23 protein-coding genes and 1 riboswitch are annotated in these 22,014 nt (G+C 48.5%); of the genes, 3 read left to right on the forward strand and 20 right to left on the reverse strand.

Features of this window, described 5'->3' with window-relative positions; genetic code table 11:
- Positions 1 to 9: 9 nt before the first annotated feature.
- From CHL76_RS07585 to CHL76_RS07655, 15 genes are all read right to left on the reverse strand, one after another.
- Complete coding sequence (locus CHL76_RS07585; RefSeq protein ID WP_094908207.1) at positions 10 to 1,347, reverse strand: ABC transporter substrate-binding protein; 1,338 nt, start codon at positions 1,345 to 1,347, stop codon at positions 10 to 12.
- Positions 1,331 to 1,987: a YesL family protein gene (locus CHL76_RS07590; RefSeq protein WP_094908208.1), complete on the reverse strand. Its 657-nt coding sequence runs from the start codon at positions 1,985 to 1,987 to the stop codon at positions 1,331 to 1,333. Before CHL76_RS07590 ends, CHL76_RS07585 begins: the two co-directional genes overlap by 17 nt.
- Before the next feature lie 213 nt (positions 1,988 to 2,200).
- Positions 2,201 to 3,508 carry a TRAP transporter large permease gene (locus CHL76_RS07595; RefSeq protein WP_094908209.1) on the reverse strand — a complete coding sequence of 436 codons (1,308 nt, stop codon included), beginning with the start codon at positions 3,506 to 3,508 and terminating at the stop codon, positions 2,201 to 2,203.
- Positions 3,499 to 4,005: a TRAP transporter small permease gene (locus tag CHL76_RS07600; protein WP_079475328.1), complete on the reverse strand. Its 507-nt coding sequence runs from the start codon at positions 4,003 to 4,005 to the stop codon at positions 3,499 to 3,501. The genes CHL76_RS07595 and CHL76_RS07600 overlap by 10 nt, the downstream gene beginning before the upstream one ends.
- Before the next feature lie 23 nt (positions 4,006 to 4,028).
- Entirely contained in the window at positions 4,029 to 5,069 is a 1,041-nt protein-coding gene (locus tag CHL76_RS07605; RefSeq protein ID WP_079475327.1) for a TRAP transporter substrate-binding protein, read from the reverse strand.
- Positions 5,070 to 5,257: 188 nt separating this feature from the next.
- Positions 5,258 to 6,289, reverse strand: coding sequence for an aldose epimerase family protein (locus CHL76_RS07610; protein ID WP_094908210.1), 1,032 nt, complete (start codon positions 6,287 to 6,289; stop codon positions 5,258 to 5,260).
- A 26-nt stretch (positions 6,290 to 6,315) separates the two neighbouring features.
- Entirely contained in the window at positions 6,316 to 7,506 is a 1,191-nt protein-coding gene (locus CHL76_RS07615; RefSeq protein WP_094908211.1) for a Gfo/Idh/MocA family protein, read from the reverse strand.
- A 16-nt stretch (positions 7,507 to 7,522) separates the two neighbouring features.
- Complete coding sequence (locus tag CHL76_RS07620) at positions 7,523 to 8,602, reverse strand: Gfo/Idh/MocA family protein (RefSeq protein WP_094908212.1); 1,080 nt, start codon at positions 8,600 to 8,602, stop codon at positions 7,523 to 7,525.
- A gap of 71 nt (positions 8,603 to 8,673) precedes the next feature.
- On the reverse strand, positions 8,674 to 9,492 hold the full coding sequence (locus CHL76_RS07625) for a sugar phosphate isomerase/epimerase family protein (RefSeq protein ID WP_186807340.1): 819 nt from the start codon (positions 9,490 to 9,492) through the stop codon (positions 8,674 to 8,676).
- On the reverse strand, positions 9,492 to 10,676 hold the full coding sequence (locus tag CHL76_RS07630) for a dihydrodipicolinate synthase family protein (RefSeq protein WP_094908213.1): 1,185 nt from the start codon (positions 10,674 to 10,676) through the stop codon (positions 9,492 to 9,494). The genes CHL76_RS07625 and CHL76_RS07630 overlap by 1 nt, the downstream gene beginning before the upstream one ends.
- Before the next feature lie 14 nt (positions 10,677 to 10,690).
- The gene (locus CHL76_RS07635) at positions 10,691 to 11,842 is read right to left on the reverse strand and encodes a Gfo/Idh/MocA family protein (RefSeq protein ID WP_094908214.1); all 1,152 of its coding nucleotides are present in this window, start codon (positions 11,840 to 11,842) and stop codon (positions 10,691 to 10,693) included.
- Between the two features lie 109 nt (positions 11,843 to 11,951).
- Positions 11,952 to 12,773 carry an AraC family transcriptional regulator gene (locus CHL76_RS07640; protein WP_079475320.1) on the reverse strand — a complete coding sequence of 274 codons (822 nt, stop codon included), beginning with the start codon at positions 12,771 to 12,773 and terminating at the stop codon, positions 11,952 to 11,954.
- Positions 12,774 to 12,905: 132 nt separating this feature from the next.
- Positions 12,906 to 13,280 carry a PH domain-containing protein gene (locus tag CHL76_RS07645; RefSeq protein ID WP_079475319.1) on the reverse strand — a complete coding sequence of 125 codons (375 nt, stop codon included), beginning with the start codon at positions 13,278 to 13,280 and terminating at the stop codon, positions 12,906 to 12,908.
- A gap of 61 nt (positions 13,281 to 13,341) precedes the next feature.
- Entirely contained in the window at positions 13,342 to 14,568 is a 1,227-nt protein-coding gene (locus tag CHL76_RS07650; protein ID WP_094908215.1) for an ABC transporter permease, read from the reverse strand.
- On the reverse strand, positions 14,561 to 15,457 hold the full coding sequence (locus tag CHL76_RS07655) for an ABC transporter ATP-binding protein (protein ID WP_094908216.1): 897 nt from the start codon (positions 15,455 to 15,457) through the stop codon (positions 14,561 to 14,563). Before CHL76_RS07655 ends, CHL76_RS07650 begins: the two co-directional genes overlap by 8 nt.
- Positions 15,458 to 15,706: 249 nt before the next feature.
- On the opposite strand from CHL76_RS07655, the gene CHL76_RS07660 reads away from it, so the two are divergent.
- Positions 15,707 to 16,894, forward strand: coding sequence for an MFS transporter (locus CHL76_RS07660; protein ID WP_158219101.1), 1,188 nt, complete (start codon positions 15,707 to 15,709; stop codon positions 16,892 to 16,894).
- Positions 16,895 to 16,930: 36 nt separating this feature from the next.
- On the opposite strand, the gene CHL76_RS07665 is transcribed toward CHL76_RS07660, so the two are convergent.
- Positions 16,931 to 17,281 (reverse strand): fluoride efflux transporter FluC, encoded by a 351-nt coding sequence (locus CHL76_RS07665; protein ID WP_094908218.1) that lies wholly within the window; start codon positions 17,279 to 17,281, stop codon positions 16,931 to 16,933.
- The gene (crcB, locus tag CHL76_RS07670; RefSeq protein WP_094908219.1) at positions 17,281 to 17,655 is read right to left on the reverse strand and encodes a fluoride efflux transporter CrcB; all 375 of its coding nucleotides are present in this window, start codon (positions 17,653 to 17,655) and stop codon (positions 17,281 to 17,283) included. Before crcB ends, CHL76_RS07665 begins: the two co-directional genes overlap by 1 nt.
- A gap of 50 nt (positions 17,656 to 17,705) precedes the next feature.
- Positions 17,706 to 17,769: riboswitch (Fluoride riboswitch) on the reverse strand.
- A gap of 71 nt (positions 17,770 to 17,840) precedes the next feature.
- Here crcB and CHL76_RS07675 point away from each other — a divergent pair.
- Positions 17,841 to 18,131, forward strand: a complete 291-nt coding sequence (locus tag CHL76_RS07675; RefSeq protein WP_079475313.1) for a hypothetical protein — start codon at positions 17,841 to 17,843, stop codon at positions 18,129 to 18,131.
- A gap of 19 nt (positions 18,132 to 18,150) precedes the next feature.
- Entirely contained in the window at positions 18,151 to 18,522 is a 372-nt protein-coding gene (locus tag CHL76_RS07680) for a DoxX family protein (protein WP_079475312.1), read from the forward strand.
- Positions 18,523 to 18,571: 49 nt separating this feature from the next.
- Here the strand turns inward: CHL76_RS07680 and CHL76_RS07685 are convergent, their stop codons facing one another.
- From CHL76_RS07685 to CHL76_RS07695, 3 genes are all read right to left on the reverse strand, one after another.
- Entirely contained in the window at positions 18,572 to 19,180 is a 609-nt protein-coding gene (locus CHL76_RS07685; protein WP_079475311.1) for a VanZ family protein, read from the reverse strand.
- A gap of 121 nt (positions 19,181 to 19,301) precedes the next feature.
- Positions 19,302 to 21,287: a penicillin-binding transpeptidase domain-containing protein gene (locus tag CHL76_RS07690; protein ID WP_233133269.1), complete on the reverse strand. Its 1,986-nt coding sequence runs from the start codon at positions 21,285 to 21,287 to the stop codon at positions 19,302 to 19,304.
- Positions 21,288 to 21,355: 68 nt separating this feature from the next.
- Positions 21,356 to 21,676, reverse strand: a complete 321-nt coding sequence (locus tag CHL76_RS07695) for a YrhK family protein (protein ID WP_094908220.1) — start codon at positions 21,674 to 21,676, stop codon at positions 21,356 to 21,358.
- Positions 21,677 to 22,014: the final 338 nt, after the last annotated feature.

The following is a 22,014-nucleotide window of genomic DNA, read 5'->3' on the forward strand; positions in this document are numbered from 1 at the left end:
CCCCTTTGTTTATTCTTTCTCTGTCTCTGCCACATCTCTTCCTGTACCTGCCTTCAGCCGTTGTTCAATTCTGTCTACAACGTTTTCGGGGTCTTCATCGTACAAATACATGGAAACAATCTCTTCGTTAAAAGTGTTGTCGGCTCTAGCATAGTCACTCGTATACGTTACTTCCGGTATTTGTGTAGCAATATCAGCAAAGTCGGCATAAACTGACTGGCCATCGAAGTATTCCTGGCCTTCCTGAAAAATAGGGGCATCATATGCTTCAGTCAGCGACGGAAACAGCCCCTGGCTTTCCAATCCATCCAGTTGGGCCTCCAGGTTTGTTGAAACAAACTCACCAAATAAATAAGCTGCTTCTTTCTGGTCGGAAACTTGAGGGATTGCATAGCTTGAACCACCGCTGTTTGCTGCACGGACGCCCTGCTCTTTAAACTTTGGAAGTGGGAACATTCCCCATGACCCTGACAGCTCCGGCATCTGGTCCACCATTGTTCCGTACCACCAGACCGCATTCGGAAGCGTAGCCACTTCACCATTTTTCAGGCCAGCCACCCGGCCATCCCAGTTCGTAACATTCGACATAATATCTTTATCTTCAAATTCCTTCATCAAGTCTGCAGCCCGTCTGGTTTCTTCCGATCCAACAGTCAGCTCCCCGTCACTGTTAAAATAAAAGGCATCCTGTTGATGAATCATAAAGCGGTTTAACGGAACAGACTCGTTCAAGGTCAGGCCGAGCATATCGGCTCCGGTTTCATCTTTAATAGTCTCCCCAGCTTCTACGTAATCGCTCCAGGTTTCAATTGACTCTGCCTCTACACCTGCTTCTTCAAAGATATCTTTTCGGTAAAATACGCCCACCGGGCCAACGTCCCTTGGAAAAGCAATTACATTACCGTCTTCATCTTTGATGGATTCTTCCTTGGTCGGAGTAAAGGAGCCCATATGTTCTTCAAAGCCCGATTCCGAAAGGTTCACAAATGTATTCGGAAAATCATTTTGAAATGACGGAAGCCTCTGGTCCTCTACCTGTACCAGGTCCGGAAGCTGCCCGCCCTCCCCAGCTGCAAGGCCTGTAATCAGCCTTTGATATACCTGATCCGGGCCTTGTTTATTAATGTTCACCTCTATATTCGGGTATTTCTCATTAAAAACAGGCACCATTGTTTCCAAAAAATCTGCTTCAAGTGCCCAGGCCCATACGGTGATTGAACCTGAAACACTCTCCGGGTCTTCCGGCTTTTGTACTTGGTCTGTGGAAGCTGTATTTCCGCCGCATGCGGAAAGAATTAATGAACTGCCAAGCAGAAGCGCAGCTGAAGCTTTAAGGATTCTTTTCATATATGCCCCCGTCCTTTCTGTTTTGGACTGTTTTATTTATTTTTATATTATCCTGCACCCCCTGGTGCAGGCGCTGATACCAATGGGCCAGCCAGACAAAGTAGAAGATTGGTACACTCGCCCCGAAAAACAATGTAAGTCCTGGTACGAGCCATACTAAGTACAGCCAAACCCCGCCTCCAGCAATAAACCCGATTGACAAAGGAAGTCTGCCAATACTAAGCAGGAACGCCTGTCCAAGTTCACGCGAGAGCGGACGCGGAAGAGCTTCGCTGAATATCAATAAGTATATGAGCATGACTGTCATTACAAATGCCGCTGTTCCCGCCAGGCCAATAATTAGAGCCTGGAAACCGTCTCCAAGGCTTTGCAGCATTAACGGCTGCATGCCTGCTGCTGTCATAAAAACTAATATGCCAGTGGCCCTCAGGTTCATTTTCCAGAAAAATTGTTTATAAAATTTAAAGTACATACGCAGCGAAGTACACTCCTGGGCCAGCTCCTTTTTCCATATTTCTGAAACGGCTGCGGTGGCCGGCGCCCATCCAAATATGATCCCTCCCGCCACCGTGCCTGCCAGCCAATAAAGGTTCAACCTGGCCGCCCTCACTACCCACTCCATCAATCGGAGCACTTTCATCTTTTTGCCTCCTTTTAATTGAAGTAAAAATTTAAGTAAAATGTTAACGTTTTCATTTTATCTTAGGCTGTTTTCCTTTCAACGTCTTATCAAAAGCAGAACTCTCTTACTACATTTGGAACAAAGAATCCATCTCATTCTCATTTTGTTTACGGCGTTTCTATTGAGCGTAAAAAAGCAGCTCTGCTTTACGCAGAACTGCTTTACACGCTGTTATTCCACCAGGCCAAACAGCCTTGGCAGAAACAAGCTGATTTCCGGAATAAATGCCACTAATACCAGTGCTGCGACAAGCGGCACATAAAACATCATCAGCTTTGGTATAATCTTTTCAATTGATACTTTGCTGACACTGCTGCCGATAAATAGCACAGTCCCGATTGGAGGCGTCGTGACCCCGATGGCAAGCGCCATGGCCATAATCATCCCAAAATGTACCGGATGGATCCCCATTTCTGTAGCCACCGGGAACATGATAGGCGTGAAAATCAGCAGGGCCGGCGCGACATCCATAAACGTGCCGACGACTAACAGAATCAAAAGCATTATAAGTAATAAAATAATAGTGTTATTGGTCACGGACAGCATCGCATTAGTGATTGACTGCGGAATCTCCGCATAGGCAAGCACCCAGCTCATCGCCGTCGACGCCCCAATCAACAGCAGAATAATGCCCGAATAGGAGACAGTTTCCTTTAAAATCTTTGGAAAATCAGAAAGTGAAAGACTACGGTAAATTAAGCAAAGCAAAAGCGCATAGAATACTGCTACTGCAGCACCTTCTGTGGCTGTAAATATTCCCCCGGCAATACCGCCGATGACGACTACAATTAAAAACAAACTCGGAATAGCCTGCCAGACGATTTTCACCGCTTCGCCGCCTCCGGTTTTATCAGCGACAGGATACTTCGCCCGTTTGGCAAGAATATAAGCCACAATTATCAGCAGTCCGACCATCAGAAGTCCCGGCAGATACCCGGCGATAAATAAAGCACCGATAGATGTGCCTCCTGTTAACAGGGAGTAAATAATTGGCATACCGCTTGGCGGGATAATCAACCCAGTCGGTGCCGAAGCAATATTAACCGCGGCGGAATAAGAAGAAGAGTAGCCTTCTTTTTCCTGTTGGGGATGCATGATTCTTCCCATCGAAGCCGCAGCGGCAATTGCCGAGCCCGAAATGGCCCCAAACATTGTGTTACCGATAATATTTGTATGAGCAAGCGCTCCGGACATTCGTCCGCCGATCAGCTTTGCCAGGTTAATCAGCCGGAGAGCAATTCCCCCATTATTCATAATGCTTCCCGCAAGCATAAAGAAAACGAGTGCCAGAAGCACAGTGCTGTCCACGCCTGTAAGCAGCTGCTGTGATACTGCCAGAAGCGAAGCGTCAACTGATAAAACCAGCAGCGCAGCGGCAAATGTCGTTGCCGCGATACTTACCGCGATCGGCACGCCGATAAATAAGAATAAGAAAAACAACCCAAATAATATTATGCCTGTCCAAACTGCTACATCCATTTATGATCCCCCTTTTCTTCAACACGGGGCGTTTCCACTTCCCGGCGGTGCATCATATTATAAATCTGATAGAAAATAACGATAACACCGCTGACCGGAAGTATGCCGTAAATCAATCCCATTGGAATTCTTAAAATAGGCGAGAGTTCAGCCATCGTTGCGCTTGCGATCGTATAGCCGCCAATCACAAGAACAAATAATGCAAAACCGATGACGATCAGGTCAATCAACCACCGGAGCCCGAGGTGGGCTTTTCCAGTAAGTTTGTCCCTTAAAAAGGCAATGGCCAGATGCTCGTCCTGGCCAAACGCATAGGCGCCGCCTAAAAAGGCAATCCATATCAATGAAAAACGGAGTACTTCTTCTGTAATAATACTCGGATCTCCAAGCACAAACCTCGTAAATACCTGCCATATCGCTGCTACAGTCAAAAATATAACCAGGGCGCTCGTAATAACTAAAAGCACCATATCGATACTCTTTTTTACTGCCTGCATGTTCTCACCCCTCACCTGTCCACTTATTCTTCCATTGCTTCAATTTCGCTGATTACCTTATCAACATCCGGGTTTTCCGACCGTCGTTCTTCGATAAGAGGCTCTACTTTTTCCCGGAATGGTTCCTGATCAGGATAAGAGAATTCTACGCCCATTTCCTCTTCTGCCTGCTGCATACTTTCTTCAATCATTTCGTCCCAGCGTTCGTTGTGCGTTTCTGTTGTCTCTGCCCCAGCTTCCTGAACTGCAGCTTGCTCTTCTTCACTTAACTCCTGCCACGTGTTGTCACTCATAATAAGAAAGTCCGGTATACGCGTATGCTCGTCAAAGGAAAACTGCTTTGCCACTTCACCATGATTGGCGTCTGTTAAGGCAATTGGGCTGCTTTCCGCCCCGTCAATGACTCCCTGTTGCAGAGAGGTGTAAACTTCAGTTGCTGAAAGCGGTGTTGGCGAGGCACCGAGCATTTCCATTGTCTCAATCGAAGTTACGTTGGTCATTGTCCGGATTTTCATTCCCTGGAGATCTTCCGGGCTTTCTATTTTTGTATTTCGTGTATAGAAGCTCCGTGCCCCGGCATCGTAATAAGTAATTCCGCGGAGCTGAGCCTCTGATAAATCGTTATACATATTATCAATTGTATCCGTTTCCATAAATGAACGGAATTGTTCGTTGCTCGAAAATATATACGGCAGGCTGAAGACAGAGAACTGCTGATCAAAGCTTTCCACGACCCCGCCGTTCACTTTGGCGAAATCAATAACCCCGTTCTGCACAAGCTCCATTACTTTTGTTTCCCCACCAAGCACCCCTTCAGCGTAAATATCAACCTGAACGCTTCCATCGGTTTTTTCTTCGACTTTATCAGCGAAGTCTTCAAGACTTTGATATACAGGACTCGCATCATTGTGAATGTGTGCGAGGGTAAGTGTCTGCGTTTCCTCTGCGCTTGCTTCTGTTGTTTCCGGTGAAGAACTTTCGTTTCCACCACAGCCGGCAAGTGTTAACAGTACCGAAGAAGTTACTGCTACCGTTCCGGCCCGGGCCCATTTCCACTTTTTCATATAAGAAACCCCTTTCTATTTTTTCAGCAATGAAACATCTGATCTCTACTGCTTTGTTACTATTTTAAGCGCTTTCAAATCGTAAGTCTTATTAAATTAAGAAATTCACTCTCAATTTCAGAATAAACCAAAAATACTATGCTTAAATTCAGTAAAAAACAACTCCAGGAGAGTTGTTTTTTTCTTGATTATTGGGTGTTCAAACGAAAAGTAGTAGAACTTTGGAAATATGTTTCTGCATTTAAATATGCTGTCGTCTTTCCTAAATGGGAAAAATCGACCGGCAGCTGCTGGGTTTCGATGCAGATACCACGGTGCTTTTCTTTAGGTCCTGCTTCGAAATCCTGCTCAGGAATGTTGTTCGATGTGTACACGACCGCACCGGGGGCGCTCGTGATGATATCAAGGCTTCGTCCGGAAGCCTCGTCCCACACCCTTGCCTGTGGCCCTTCAGATTCTTTGAGAATAAAGAAGTGGTCAATGCCGCCTGCCACCTCAAGCACCTGCTCATGCGAACTGTCGATATGGCTGCCGAGCGGCTTGCTTCCGTTTAGTTCAAAAGGCGTTCCTGCTGTTGGGATCAGCTTTCCTGTCGGAATCAGCTCCCTATCGAGCTCCAGAACTTGCTCCGCCTGGACTTTGGCATACTGTTCAGTGATTGGGCGTTGGTTGTTTCCGCTCAGGTTTATGTACATATGCTGGGTCGGACTGAACCAGGTATCGGTGTCTGACTGCCCTATGTATTCAACCTTGAAATCACCCCCGGCTTCCACTATGTACGTGACAGACGCCTCCACTTCTCCAGGATAGCCGTCAGTACCGTTCTTTCTATGAGTAGAAAACCGCACCCAGGCCTGCTGGTCATTTTCGCCGGCAGCTGCTTCCCAGTACACATTGCTAAAACCGCCGCTTCCCCCGTGCAAATGATGCCTGCCTTCATTTGCAGTCAAGGAATACTCTGTACCGGCTGCTGTCAGGCGTCCCCGGGGAATACGGCCGGCTACCGGGCCGACGACTGCACCGAGAAAAATGCTGTCGCGCTCGTACTGCTCCGGCCCTGCGTAGCTAAGCAGAATATTTTCTTCGATGCCGTTACGGTCCTTTGCCCATATCCGCTGTATTCTTGCCCCGAAGTTTAACAGTTCCACCCGCGGGCTTTCTCCTTTTTGAATTATCCATTTTTGCATCTTTTCGTGCTTTAGTTTTTCTTCCTGAAGCATGCTTCTCCTCCTCACACTACTTGTGATCAATACGGATAGCGGCTTTCGTCAATACTCGTCCTTTTCGTCCCCCGTGCCCAGGAGGCTGTCGTTTCCCCGGGAAGCTTCCGCTCAGCGTAACAGGTTTCAAGCACCTCTGCGAGCCCGGGAATGTATGTTAAGCCAAGGGAAGCGTCCACCTGCTTTTCTTCTTCCCCAAACACATAGCTTTCTGGAAACATCTGATGCACGCTTTCGATGGTTAATAAATGGGAGTAAGACGCCTCGATACCGCAGCGGATATCCTGGGAATGCCCGAGCACCGCATCGATACACACGTTGAGTTTATGCATATGTTCGCTCTCAGGATCATTATAGCTTTTTTCGGTCCCGTTGTGCCACACTGCTTTCATCGGCTTCCCCCATTCGTAGGAAACCACTGCCTCTTCAAATTCCATATAAAAAGAAGGATTTACTTCTTTTTCAACCGCATGTGAAGCAAAAAATGCCAGATCCACTCCTCTGTCGGTTATTGCCCGTAGTGCACACGTATCAAATGTTTCAATCGGATTGGCACGGTACACTTCCATTTCCAGAGTGTCTATTTTTGCGCTTTCGTTTTTCGTGTCCCCGAGCACGTAAAACAAATTATGCATAAAGTGAGCCGTCGCGTTATTTGCTACGCTGTCAAAAATCGGTGCGCCGCCTGCGCCAAGCTTTTTACCTGCCCAGCTGGAGCGGGCATAATAAGCATCGTTCCGGGGCCAGAGCACCAGGGCACTGCCGTGAAGCGGCCGGCCGAATCTTCCTGCCTGGATATCCTCCTTGAACTCGAGCACGGCGTTACTAAACGACCAGTTAAAGCCTATCGCTAAAAATTTTCCGGTTTCATCGCGAACCCGGCGCATTTCTTCCGCTTCCTCCCACGATGCTGACGCTGGTTTTTCGCAGAGCACGTTGCTTCCCGCTTTCATCGCTGTTACCGCCTGCCCGGCGTGCAGATGGATAGGAGTAGCAATAACTGCCAGCTCCGCTTCCCTTTCAGCATAAAAAGCCTCCATCGATTCGTATACCGGAACGCCTGCTGCCTGAATATCCTGGTAAAAAGAGCTTTTTTCCGGGAAAATGTCGATTACGCCCTCAAGCCAGGAAAGACGATTTTGTTCTTTTAATGTCTGCAAATATAGTTCTCCGTAGCCTGCTGTTCCTGCCAAAACTATCCGGCATGACTGTTCCATTACTGCCAACCTCCTGCTACCGTTTAATATTCACTGCCTGGTCTTGTGCTTTCAGGCTTAATTCCGCCGCTTTAAATGCATGCCTTTGCGGCATGGCTGTCGCTGTGCCGTGCACTACGTCCTTTGCCAGCCGGAAAAAGTAGGGGAAGCCTACCTTGCCTTCTACATCGTATTTTCTTTCGCCTCCCTGGTTAACCAGGTAAAGCCGCTCGCCGCGCGAGCTGTCTGTAAGATCCACATATTTTCTGAGCTCTATATACCCTTCCGTGCCCAGGATTATTGTCCGGCCGTCCCCCCAATTACTTAGTCCGTCCGGCGTAAACCAGTCCACGCGAAAATAGTGTACCGCTCCGTTGTCTCCCCGGAAGTGGGCGTCGCCGTAGTCTTCAAATTCCGGATGCTCCGGGTGCGCCATATTCGCCGCGGTACTGCTGAGCACCTCGGCATCCTGCGCTCCGCTGAACCAGAGAAACTGTTCAATCTGGTGGCTCCCGATGTCGCACACAATGCCCCCGGTCGGCTCCTGTTGAAAAAACCATTCCGGACGCGAATCTATATTCAATCGATGCGGCCCGGTGCCAAGCACCTGAATCACTTCGCCAATCGCTCCCTGTTCGATCAACTGTTCTGCGAAGCCGGCGCACTCCACCTGCAGCCGTTCGCTGTAAAAAACAGCCCAATGCAGCCCGGTGGCTGCTGCTTTCTCTTCCGCTTTCTGCAGTTGCTCAAGGGTAGTAAACGGGGCCTTGGCGGAAAAGTAATGTTTCCCATGATCCATCACTTCAAGCCCAAGCGGACCTCGCTCCACCGGGATGGCGGCACTAGCCACGAGCTGAACCTCTTCGTCCCGCAGCACCTGCGAAAGCGAACCTGCGGCCTTTGCCTCCGGAAAGTTCTGCTGAAACACGCGCACCTTTTCCGGATCGCTGTCCCATACCCATTTCACTGTAGCACCGGCGCTTTTCATCCCGTGGCACATACCGTAAATATGTCCGTGTTCGAGACCAACGGCTGCCATTGTGAGTGTTCCTTTTTCTACGGCAGACTCTTCGTGGTGCACCGGTTCAAAATTTGTGTGTTCGGACGGCTTCGGCATTAAAACATCGCTCCTTTTGTTTCTTAACATACGACAATAGCGGCAAGCCTTCCGGCCCCGCTATTATCTGTTTAAACGTGTATATGATAAGCTTCTTTCATTTGCTTTAAGGTCTGGTCTCCAGGCTGATCCCAAATAGCCTGGTTGATAATCTCCACCTCTATCGGGCCATTGTAGCCCTGTTTCTCGACTGCGCCGCGGATACGCGGAATATCAATCACGCCTTCTCCCATCATATTGCGGCCTTTAAACATATCCGGCAGCGGCACACTCCAGTCTGATACGTGAAAGCCCAGAATGGTGTCTCCGGCGTGTTCAATTTCCCTGTACAAAAATGGGTCCCACCAGACGTGAAACACATCCACGACGACGCCAAGATGGCTGCTCCCCACCTGCTGCTGCAGCTGATTGGCTTCTCCAAGGGTGGTAATCACCGAACGGTCTGCTGCATACATGGGATGGAGCGGTTCAATACCAAGCTTTACTCCGTGCTGCTCTGCAAATGGGAGTACTGCTTCAATGCCTTCGCGCACCCATTCCCTGCTACGAATAAGATCCTTATCAGGTGATGGGCCGCATACGAGTACAAGTACGTCTGTGCCTAGTTCTGCAGCTTCTTCTACTGCCCGTTTGTTATCATCGATGCGCCGGAGGCGTTCTTCTTTATCAACGGCCGGAAACATGCCGCCCCGGCAAACACTCGAAACCTTCAGCCCGTTGGCGTCTATGATTTTTTTACTTTCCTTTAAGCCAATTTCTTCAATTTTATGCCGCCATACAGAGATCCATGGAATGTCCTGCGCTGAGCACCCCTCGGCAGCCTCCTTAAGAGACCAGTTTTCGGTAGTGATCTGATTCAAGCTTAGAAGGTTCATATCAGGAGAAGCCATTATTTATAAACCTCCTTTGCCTGCAGGCCGGCAAGTTCAAGCATCGGCTTCATGCGTGCTGCAGCAAGCTCGGGGTCCCGGAATACGTTGGCTTCATCGGCCAGACGGAATAATTCGCTGAAATGGAGCACGGAGCGGGCGCTTTCGGCGCCTGCAATCATGCGGAAATGCGGCTGATGGCCGTTCAAATAGGCGAGGAACACTACACCGGTTTTATACGCAAACGTCGGGTGCTGGAAAATATGACGGGCAAGCGGCACCGTCGGGTCCATAATGTCATGGTACTTCTGCATATTGCCTGCATCCAATTCTTTCAGGCCAGCGGCAGCCGCCGGTGCGATCGCATCAAAGATGCCCAGAAGCGCGTGGCTGTACCCCTGCTCATCCCCTTCAATCAAATCCGGGTAGTTAAAATCGTCACCTGTATACATTCTAACGCTTTCCGGCAATCTGCGCCGCATCTCGATTTCTTTTTGGTCATCCAGAAGCGAAATTTTGATGCCTTCAATTTTATCAGCGTGCGTATGAAGAACACGCAGGCAGACTTCCATCGCCTCATCGACGTCGTTTGAGCCCCAATAGCCGGCAAGGTTCGGGTCAAACATATCTCCCAGCCAGTGCAGTATGACCGGTTCCTTCACCTGGTTCAGAATTTTACCGTACACATATTCATAATCCTCTGCTGAGGATGCAGCTTTGGCAAGGGCCCGGCTTGCCATCATAATGATTTTACTTCCGGCCTGCTCCACGAAAGAGCACTGCTCCTCGTACGCCTGCACAACGTCTTCAATGGTTACCTCCGGTCCAGGTTCCAGATGATCGGTTCCGGCGCCGCTCGCGATATTGCCGTTAATGCTTTTGGCTTCCCGGACTGAACGGGTGATCAGCTCTTTCGCATCCTCCCATACCAGACCCATGCCCCTCTGGGCAGTGTCCATTGCCTCTGCAACCGACAGGCCAAGAGACCACAGGTAATGGCGGTACTCCATCGTTTTGTCCCAGTCGATAGCGGGACGGCGGACGGGATCACTGCTGCCAAATGGGTCCGCTGTCACATGAACGGCAGAATAAGCTACCCTTGAGGTAAATTCGCTTTTCGAAGGAGCCGGGAGCGCTTCTGTCTGCGTCAATTCATACCTGTACATACTTCCGTCTGCGTTCGGTAAATAAATAAAGTTTGTCATCAGCTGCGCCCTCCTTATATATTCAGTTCCGGCACGTCCAGCCAGCGGCGTTCTTGGGATGACTGCAGGCCAAGATCAGCCAGCTGCATGCCTTTTGCTCCTTCGAGCAGATCCCACGGGAAAGCTTCGTCCTGATGCACGTGCTTTAAAAACATTTCCCACTGGATTTTGAATGCATTTTCAAACAGCTGATTGTCCGGCACTTCCTCCCATTGGTTCTGAAAGTCAATCGTGTTTTCAAGGTCCGGATTCCACACAGGCTTTGGCGTATTCACCCGGTGCTGGGTCTTGCAGTTTCTAAGGCCGGCTACAGCACTTCCCTCTGTTCCATCGACCTGGATCGTCAGCAGATCATCGCGGTCCACCCGCACCGCCCAAGAAGAGTTAATTTGGGCTGTAACGCCTCCTTCAAGCTCCATCGTCGCATATGCAGCATCATCTGCCGTTGCTTTATACGTGTTCCCTGCCTCGTCCACACGCTCTGGAATATGCGTTTTCACCGAAGCCGAGACCGATTGCACAGAACCGAACAATTCATCAAGCACATAGCGCCAGTGCGGGAACATATCCACAACAATACCGCCGTCTTCTTCTTTTTTATAGTTCCAGGACGGACGCTGGGACTCCTGCCAGCCGCCTTCAAACACCCAATAGCCAAACTCCATGCGGACCGAAAGTATTTCCCCGAAAAATCCGGCGTTGATCAGTCTTTTCAGTTTCAACACCCCTGGAAGAAACAGTTTGTCCTGTACGACTCCGTTTTTAACCCCTGCTTCTTTAGCAAGACGTGCTAATTCAAGCGCTCCTTCCATCGATGTGGCTGTCGGCTTTTCACAATAGATATGCTTGCCTGCTTCTATTGCTCGTTTTATGCCTTCGGCGCGCCTTGATGTTGTCTGGGAATCAAAATAAATCACATTATGTTTGTCCGCGAGAGCTTCTTCAAGACTGGTTGTCCAACGGGAAATATCATGGTCATTCGCAAGCGCTTTCAATTTTTCTTCATTTCTGCCTACTAAAATAGGATCTGGCATAATGTATTCACCCTTGTCGATCTCGACGCCTCCCTGCGCACGGATAGCTGCAATCGAGCGGATAAGGTGCTGCCTCGTTCCCATTCTTCCAGTTACCCCATTCATAATAATTCCAATAGTATGTTCTGCCACCTTTATCCTGCTCCTCTCTAAACTGATTACTCCCAAGTCTAGAGAGAAATGTATGCGCTGTCTTATTAGTTACAGTCGTTTATTCTCATATTCGGAAATGATTTAGTGGTTATTCTGATGCCCCGTCTCGATTTCTTTGTGTCGTCCGGTACATATTTGGCGGCACCCCAACGTGTTTTTTAAACAAACGGTAAAACGTGGATAATGATTCAAACCCTACCTCAAAGCAGATGGAGACGATGTCTTTATCGCTTTCTACAAGCAGCTGTTTAACGAGCCCAAGACGGACTTCGGTCAAATACTGCATTGGTGTACGCTCATAGTATTCTTTGAAAATTGTCTGCATGTATCGTTTACTCATGCCCATACGCACTGCAATATCCTCTGCACTCTCAATGTCATAATAACGTGTCTCGATGTATTGCCGAAGGCGATCGACCCGTAGTTTGTTTGTATCTCCCGGGCCAATTTCCTGATTTGAACGGGCTAGCGTACACAGGAGTTCAGCAATATGAATCTTAAGCGCCATCCGCCACAGCTGATCGCCATGCGACTGCTCGTAAAGCATCTTCCGCATAATCTGTCGGAGTTCACTGCTGTCAATAGCACTGAAGGACTGCACACGGGCGGCACCGAAAACATTTGGGATCAGCTGTGTACGCACGTCCTGGCTCAGTTTCCCGGCATCGAATTCGAGCACCAGGACTGTCATGTGCGAATCCGCACGAATCGAATGCCTGGTCTGTGGAGGCACAATAAGAAAAGAATCTGTTGTAATATCATACACACTTTCAGCAAGTTCGCAGGCGCCGTCACCGTCAAGGACGTATAACAGTTGATGGGTTTCATGAGCATGCGTGGCAACGGTATCCTTTTCTTTATGCTTGCTTTCATACAAAGAGATAACTGCCGAGTGTTCCTTATTCTGCATCGTAGCCTTCCACCCCTGTGAAATTTTTGGTATTGTTTGACTCATGTGGATTTACTTTTGTTCATCATAGCATATGTATTCTTCTGTTTTAAAAAGAATCCGGATACCTGAAACGGCACCCGGAAAATTTTATCAAAGCACATACTTGCTTAGCGCGCGCTGTACGTCAAAAATGTTGTCATCGTTGCGAAAGGTTTTGGAAACAGGCTCTGCCGTGCTGCTGACCCATATTTTTAATTCGCTGTCCAAATCAAACGTGCCGGCGGTTTCTACGCTGTAATGAGTGATGCTTCGGTACGGAACCGTATGATATTCCACTTTCTTTCCAGTCACGCCCTGCTTGTCGAGCATAATCAGCCGTTTGTTCGTAAATACCATTAAATCCCGGTACAGCTTAAAAGCACTTTCCACCTGTTCTCCTGCCGTTAACCATTCCCGCATCTCTTCTTCTACTTTTTTTGGATCTGCTTCTGAAGCGTTCCCCATCAATGAATCAAACAGTCCCATAGTGCGATCGTCTCCTTCTGCTTATGAGCATAAGCTAAATAGATGGTTCAGCTCTAGTTTATCATTTTTTGCGGGCAAGTTCCCGTGCCTGCTTGACCCTTCTGCTAAATGAATCACCGCTGTAAACAAGGACACTGCCCCGGTAAAGACGGACGCTGAACCAGGCTGCTGCTGCCACCAAGGCCAGAGTCAGGCCAATGCTTATACCTATCTGCCACCACGGCACGTCGAGGGCGTTCGTTCGTACAAACATCGTAAAAGGAGTGAAGAATGGAATAAAAGAACTTGCAGTTACAAAAATATTTCCCGGCGCTGCCAGGCCGAAGTTCGACAAAATAAACGCCCCCACCAGCAGAAACGTAAGCGGCTGGCTGAAGTTCTGGACTTCCTCCGTTTTGGCTGCCATCGATCCGACCATGGCATATAGCGTGCCGTAAAGCACAATTCCCAGGAGCAGAAACACTACAGCATATATCCAGGTGGAGACAGCGGCCCCGCCAGTCGCACTGATAAGCGAAGTAATATTATCCAGCCCGGTAACATTCACGTATATTACCGCTGTTACTGCTACCAGAGCCATTTGGAAAAGCCAGATGGCGGACACTCCAAACGCCCGGCCAAACAAATGCTGGACAGGAGAGGCGCTCGAAATCAGAATTTCCATTACCCGCTGCTCCTTGTCCTTGGCAATCTGCATGGCAATCATAATTCCGCACATCAGCGAATAAATATAAATCACAAAGACAACTGCATAGGAAAGAAGATTAAATCCTTCTTCAGTGGAAGAACCCCCGCTCCCTTCAGCTTCTTCTGTGCTTTCCGCTATTTGTACAGGAGCGGTAATGTTTTGCACTTCTTCTCCGCTGATCCCAAGCTCTTCTGCGTATTGAGAAACATGGGTCTGCTGAATACCAGCTGAAAGGGCCTGAACCGTCTCTCCCGCTTCTTCATCGGTATATAAACTTCCGAGGTATTCACTCCCGTTGTTTTCAAATAGCAGATAACCATCTGTTTCTCCGCTATTCCAGGCTTTTTCTGCCTGTTCCTCCCGGGCATACGTATGAAGCTCTATACCGGCTGCCTCTTCCGGAAGCTGCAGTGATTCACTCTGATTGACGACGGCCAAGCTGTTGATATCAGCTTCACCGCTTCCAAAAAAGTCAATAATTCTAGGCAGGCTGAGCGCAACAAGCACAACTATTAGCATGATAGCCGTCGACACAATAAATGATTTTGCTCCCGCACGTACCCGGAATGTATGGGCAAAAATTCTCCACATATTACGCATGGGCCTCACCTATTTTCTCTTTGAAAATTTCTTCGAGTGACGGGGGTTCCATTCGAAATATACGGACATCTCCATATGTAAAAAGCTGCTGCAAAATGTCCCTGGACCTTGCTTTTGTATCCGTATAGATATGTAGTCGTTCTCCAGCCTCGCGTACTTCCTGCACTCCCTCCCATGTTCTGATATCTTCCGGCGGGCAGGAAGCTTCGGCAACAATCCGGTTGCGATCCATGCGTGTCTTGATTTCCCCGAGACGTCCGCTCAAAATGTTTTTGCCGTTTTTAAGCATAACGAGCTTGTCGCAGATTTCTTCCACGTGCTCCATGCGATGACTTGAAAAAATAATGGTCACTCCTTCCCTGCGCAGATTTTGGATAGCTTCCTTCAAAATGTCCGTATTCACCGGATCAAGCCCGCTGAATGGCTCGTCAAGAATAAGAAAATCCGGACGGTGAACGAGCGCCGCAATCAATTGGATTTTTTGCTGATTGCCCTTGGAAAGTGTGTTTAATTTCTGCTTTTTTTCCTTTTCAAGCTCAAACACGTCGAGCCAGTAAGCCATCGAAGCTTTAGCTTCTTTTTTATTCATGTTTTTCAGCCCTGCAAGAAACAGCAGCTGTTGTTCCACCTGCTCTTCTGCAAATAAGCCCCGCTCTTCCGGCAGGTAGCCTACCCGGTCAAGCGGCAGATGATGGGCTTTTCGCCCCTGCCATTCTATCGTTCCGTCTGTACGCTCCATCAGGCCGAGCAGCATGCGGAATGTGGTCGTTTTCCCGGCCCCATTCTGGCCGATCAAACCGAGACTTTCTCCGGGCTGAATCGAAAATGAAAGCTCATCGACAGCCTGCTTTTCTAAAAAACGCTTTGACAAATGATCTACTTCAAGCATATACAGCCTCCTCCCAAAAAATAAAAATCCTCTTCCATGATAAACATTATAGCATCCATTTTATACCATAAACCCCTCTTATTTTAATGGAAGCCACCGGCCTCAAAATATTCGAAAACAAAAGCCCAAACCCTTTTCCGCATTTGACGGAATTAAAGGTAAGCGCTTATCTTTTGGAAAGAATTAGTTTATGATGGATACATCTGCTTTTTATCTCAATAATTGATTTTCTACATAAGGATGATAGCTATGAAAATTACAAAACGTGATCATGCCCTGTTTTTAACCGCTGTTTTTTGTTTTTGGTTCGCCACCTACGTGTACGTGCCGGTATTTAGCCTGTATTTGGAAAACAGCAGCTTCACCTATACCGCGATCGGCGTTATTCTCGGTGCCTACGGGGCTACGCAGGTGCTTCTGCGTTATCCGCTCGGCATTCTTTCTGATGCTTTGAAGGGCCTGTTGAAAAAACTGCTAATTGCGGGATTTGTTAGCGGATTCATCAGTGGTGTGCTGCTCGTCTTCTCAGATTCTTTTGCGGCGGTTTTTACTGCCCGGCTGCTTGCCGGGGTAACCGCCTCGATGTGGGTAATGGCGACGATTATGTATTCCCGCTACTTTGCTGCCGACCAATCCTCGAGAGCAATGGGCATCCTGCAGTTATTAACAGTTTTCACTCAGTTTATCAGTATGATGTTCAGCGGCTATCTCGCTGACCTGTTCGGGTTTGAAGCGCTGTTCTGGATCGCCGCCGCCTTTTCTCTCATAGGCATTGGGTTTACGCTCTTCACAAAAGAAATACCGGTACAGACGAAAGCAGAGCCATTGAAAATTCGTTCGTTAATCACACGCACTTTACGGCTGCATGACCTGCGCTGGCTTACGTGTGCTAGCTTTATCGGCCATTCTATTATTTTCATGACCATTTTCGGATTCACCCCGCTATACGCATCTTCAATCGGCGCTACCGAGCGGACATTAGTCGTCATTTTCATTGCCTTTTTTGTTCCGCACCTTCTGGCCTCTTTGTTTTTATCGTTTTATACCGTACCGGCCCGTCTGCACAAACCTCTTCTTTACGGTTCCTTTCTTACCGGAGCAGCAGCGCTTGTATGGATGCCGTCGACTGCTTCTTTATGGGAGCTGAGCCTGAACCAGGCGGTACTCGGACTCGCTCTTGGCATTGTGCTTCCGCTGCTTTTAGGAATGGTCGTGCATGTGAGCCCCGGGCCGCTGAAGGCAAGCGCAATGGGATTTTATCAGTCGTTTTATGCTGCAGGGATCCTGCTCGGCCCGGTCGTCGCCGGCTCTGTCGCCGAACAGGTTTCCCTCCCCAGTGTTTTTTATTTCGGTGCACTGCTTTCCCTCACCGGGCTTTTGATTACCTGGCTGATTCGTTTTCATGTTCAGACTGACGGAGAGAATTCTCCGGGGTAAGTAAAAAGCTGTTTCCTAATCCCGGGAAACGGCTTTTTACCCCCAAAAATACCCGGCTGCTGCTGCTAAAATACCCAGGGTATAGCTTCCGCTCCCGTACAATAAAGCATGTCTTCCTTCGCCGGTTTCAATTTTTTGAATGATTTCCATATTAAAGGTCGAAAAGGTGGTGAAGGCACCTAAAAAGCCGATACCAATGCCCACTGTTTCTGTCATGCCGGCCCCCCGCGCCACGACCAGGCCGAGCATAAACGATCCCAATACATTTACAAACAGCGTGCCAAAAGGCAGCACCCGGTGCCAGCCATTCTCTTTGGACCATGACACCAGCGCCGCACGGGCAGCAGCCCCGAAGGCACCGCCAAGAGCGACAAGCAGCCATGTCATCAGTTTTTCCTCCTTCCTGCACGGTAACCAATGCCCGCAGTTACAAGCCCGCCGGCAGCACTGACTAAAACATATATCCCTGCTGCAGGCAGAGCACCGTTTTCGATTAACTGAATGGTTTCCATACTAAAAGTGGAAAAGGTAGTGAAAGCACCAATAACCCCCGTGCCTACTACGGCCTCCCACATGGACGGCCACGCTTTACGCTGTATAATCCTCGAGGTAAACCATCCAAGTAAAAAACATCCAGCAATGTTTGCCGTCATCGTTCCCCATGGAAACACTCCGGGAGCTGCTGCAAACGCCCGGTCGACAAGGTAACGCAGCAGGCTGCCGAGCGCTCCGCCGACTGCCATCCATACATATAGTTTCATTTTTCTCCTCCTTGTTGAACGCAAAAATCCTGTCTGCACACGTATCCCGTGAACAGACAGGAGTCATCAGCTCTATTTAGAGCGGTTCCGGCGAACTCCATCGCCAGCTATTCTTCGCCCAGTATACCATAATCTTACACCCAGGATTGACTTTTTTATGAACAGGGAACACAGGAGGGAGGAGCGTGGTGGCTATGTTTATTGTTTTTCAGCTCATTTTAGTTTTTCCTTTTCTGCTGCTTTTGTTTGTAGCATTAATGATCAGCCTGAAAGAAGACGTTCATACGCTAACCTTTACCAGGCAGCAGGTAGAAGAAGACACTTCCGGCATCATGTTTGTCTTTCATAAGTTTGAAAAACAGGTGCACCGTTGGACAAGCAGCCTGTCGCCTATATGGCAGAATATCCTTCGCCGCCTCGTTTTTCTTTTATTCGCTCTTCTTTGTGCAGCATGTATATATTTCATTTTATTTTAATACAGAAAGGACACTTATCATGAAACGATGGCTTCTCGCGGCAATCCTTTTTTCTGCCGGGATCCTGCATTTTATTTCTCCGGCTAAATTTGAACGAATCCTGCCGCCCTGGGCTCCGTGGAGACGGGCCGCCGTATATATTTCCGGAGCAGCAGAACTGCTTTTAGGTATTGCGTTTGCCGTACGTCAATGGAGCAGCTATGCCGGTAAGCCGGCAGCCGCCTTTTTCGTACTTGTTTTCCCGGCTAACATTTACATGGCTGTCAAAAAGATCCCTTTACGCCCAAACGGCCGGGCCTATCCGCTTTTATACTGGCTGCGCCTCCCGTTGCAGCTGCCGCTCATTCAATGGGCGCTTGAATGCAGCAGAAATTCAGCAAATGCACGCTGATATATAGAAGAAGCCGCCGTTTTCTCCTATAAGGAGACGGCGGCTTTATTTACAATTTTGTAGCCGTTGCTGAGCGGTCTCTCGGAGCAATAGCAGCCGGCAGCACTGGTTTATTCTGCTTGCGCCGTGACTTGCGGTAATACTTAAAGATGGCATAGCCGATCATCGCGCCGATCGTATTCAAAATAATTGAATCAATGTCGGCCACTCTCGTCGGGTAGCCGATAATTAAGTTAATCCCAAACTCCATCAGCTGTATGGAAAAGGATAAAAGCGTACCGATAGCAAAAGCCCAGATAAAGTGAATATCGTCACTGACCAATATGCCAAAAAAGATCGGCAACAGCAGGTATAGTCCAATCTGTCCTACTACCACGCTGAGCCATGTGCCCTCCTGGAACGATTCTACAATCGTGTAGAAAGGAAGAAATTGATAGTACTCCCCAAGCTGAAGACCTGGACCAAGCGAACCTTCATAAGGTGCCGGAATCAACGTGAAACGAACGATCGTCGCCAGGTAGATCATAAATACCGCGGCAAGTATTTTCCGTCCAAGTGGGTCATGACTGCGCCGGAACCAGAAAAACAAAAATGTTATTACAATCAAAATTAAACCAATCGTGATCCATAAAAACGGATCAATAAACAGTCCTGTCATTCTCTCACCCCCTCATCTGACATACAAAGAATCCTTTTCTATACATACCCGTAATTCACCGGATGTATGAGAAAACAACTAAATTTTTTCTTTGCACTCCGATGACAATTCAGTGAAAAGGTTACTCTTCAAACAGCGGCTTTGTCTGTTCTACCACGTAGCTGCTGCCGCCACGCTCTTCGACGTTCTGGATCATCGACGCAATCAGTAAATCCTCGTCTTCATTATCATACGCCACAAACCAACCGTTTTCTGTACCTTCTTCTTCTCCGGCCTGCTTCAGTTCAGCCGTCCCGGTTTTGCCTGAAATCGAGATGTTTTCGTTCACTGGCTCATATGCCGAACCACGTTCGTCCTCCACGACCCCTTCAAGGCCTGCCTCAATTGCTGAGATTCCGCTTTCCGGCACAACATTTTCCTCCCACACCTCCCGGTCAGAAGAAGCGAGAAGCTGCGGAGCCAGCATATCTCCTTCATTTACAAAGGCTGTAAAAGCTGAGGCCAGATGAACCGGAGACATTTGCATCTGCCCCTGTCCATAGCCGGTATCAGCAAGCAGCACCTCGGAGTCCAGGCCGTCCGAGGCGATGGAGGAATTCTCTATAGGAAAATCATACGGAATTTCCTGATTGAAGCCGAAGCTTTCCAAACCAGCTGTGAAGTCTTCCGCACCGGTGTTTAGCGCCGTCCGTGCAAAGTAAATATTATCCGACGTAATTAACGCCTCGCGCAGATTAACCTCGCTTAATTCATCATTTACCCGGGTTACCGAATAACCGCCCCAGGAGCTGTCGGGCTGCCACTCGAGGCCTTCGATCGTCATTTCCTCATCCGGGGTGATCGCTTCGTTGCTCAGCCCGATCGAAGCAGTGATAGGCTTCACTGTCGAACCCGGGGCATAGGTGCTGTTAAATTTAGCAGCGCGCGGACGATTGTCGCTTTCATTAAATTCATTCAATTCGTCTTCCGGCCAGCCGTAAATATAATTATTCGGGTCATAGGACGGAGCGCTTACCAGTGCCAGCGTGTTCCCGTTCTGCGGATTCAGCGCCACGGTTGCTCCTGTGTCCTCCTGTATTTGCTCATAGGCACGCTCCTGCAGCGAAATATCGATCGTCGTCTGCACATCTTCACCAGCAACCGCTTCTTGTTCTGCAACCACATCATCCTCTGACGTGGAGATCAGCATGCCGGGCTCACCGCGCAGCCTCTCTTCATAAACATATTCAAGTCCCGCTTTGCCGATTTGGGAGGACTGCGTATATGTGCCGCCCCGTTCTTCAAGCTCCTCCCCAGAAATATTTCCGATATATCCCGTTAAATGAGCAGCGGCCTCTTGTTCCGGGTAATACCGCTGGTTTCCGACTTCAGAAAGCTGTACGCCTGGTAGATCTTCTACCTCTGAAGCTGCTGCTTCTTCGTCAGGAGAGAGTGTTTTCACCGGCACCGCACTTTCGTCTGTAACCCAGTCCTGGTCGAGCGCTTCATCAATATTCTCTTTCGGTATATTCAACTCATCTGCGATTGTGGAAATTGTGTCCTCCCTCTCTTCCCCCAAACTGCCGGGCACGAGGCTCACCCTCGTTGTTTCCATATTCGTCGCAAGCGGCTCGCCCCCCTCTGCCAAAATTTCTCCACGTGCCGGCTTCGTCCGTTCGACGTTTATAGTCTCTTCCCAGCCCAATTCTTCAAATATGTATGAAGGAGACCAGTCCAGCTGCCATTCCTCTCCATCCTCTGTCTCTTCGAGCACCCAGGCAGCTTCCTGCTCAAAAGAAACATCGCCGGCGCTCGTGGTCATGCTTACTGAGAACGGAAGCGCCGTTTCTTCTTCACCCTCATTATTTTCATCGGTTTCGCCTGTTTGAATCGTCAGGTCTTCAGCATTTGTGTCTTCATAAATTGTTTCGTGCCGGTTGATAAATGTTTCCTTGTTGATCTGCGCTCGTGTATCGGAGCTTAAATACCCGTACATTTCTTCAAAGTTTTGGTTGTTCCATGCATCCGTAAATTCCTGCATTTTGTCTTCCGCGCTTTCCCGGTTGTTGCAGGCGCTGAGCCCCCCGATCAGTGCTATAGCTCCTGCTGCTGCAGCCGTTTTTTTCATGCTTCCCCTCCGTTCTCCATTTCTTCAGCCATATTTTAACATAAGTACGTTTCGCGCGCCGGGTCTCGCTACAGCTTATAGGACTGGCTCCCTTTCCGGACACGGACAGCCCGGGCACCCCGCTTTCTGGCATTTTCCTTTCTCTGCTTTCTTACTTTGCCCACGTGAATCTGATGAGTCATTGCTATTATGGGACGGATGAACATCTGCAGGCTTCCGATCACAAACAGCCACGTACCGTAAAACGTAGTAGCTTCCGAAAAAAATAAAAAACTGCCAATTAAAAATATAAGGGCTAGCAGCAGATCATTTATATGGTAAATCAATTGGTACACCTTTGTGATGCGCAGTTCATAGCCCCCAAATACGAGATCGATATTTTTCCCCAACTTTTATCCTCTCCTTTGTCTCACTTTATCTGATACTCATCTTTAATCCGCTTAGACGACATAAAAATCACCTGCAGTCTTGCAGGTGATTAAATATAGAGCGAGAGAAACCATATAAAAGCAAGAAAACCTGTTAACACAAACCCATTACGAATTATTTTTGCCTGCCGTGCATTTTTATTTTCACTTCGGCTGAACTTTCCTCTTTGATGCATCCAAAGAAGCATCAAATAAAAAATCAGGCAGAAAATAATTACTGCCGGCATAAGTATGGACCGAAAGAAAAACTCTGCTTCCATTCTATACTCCTCCGTATGTGCCATATCTATTACTATACC

It is taken from the genome of Marinococcus halophilus (assembly GCF_002265875.1).
GTDB lineage: Bacteria > Bacillota > Bacilli > Bacillales > Marinococcaceae > Marinococcus > Marinococcus halophilus.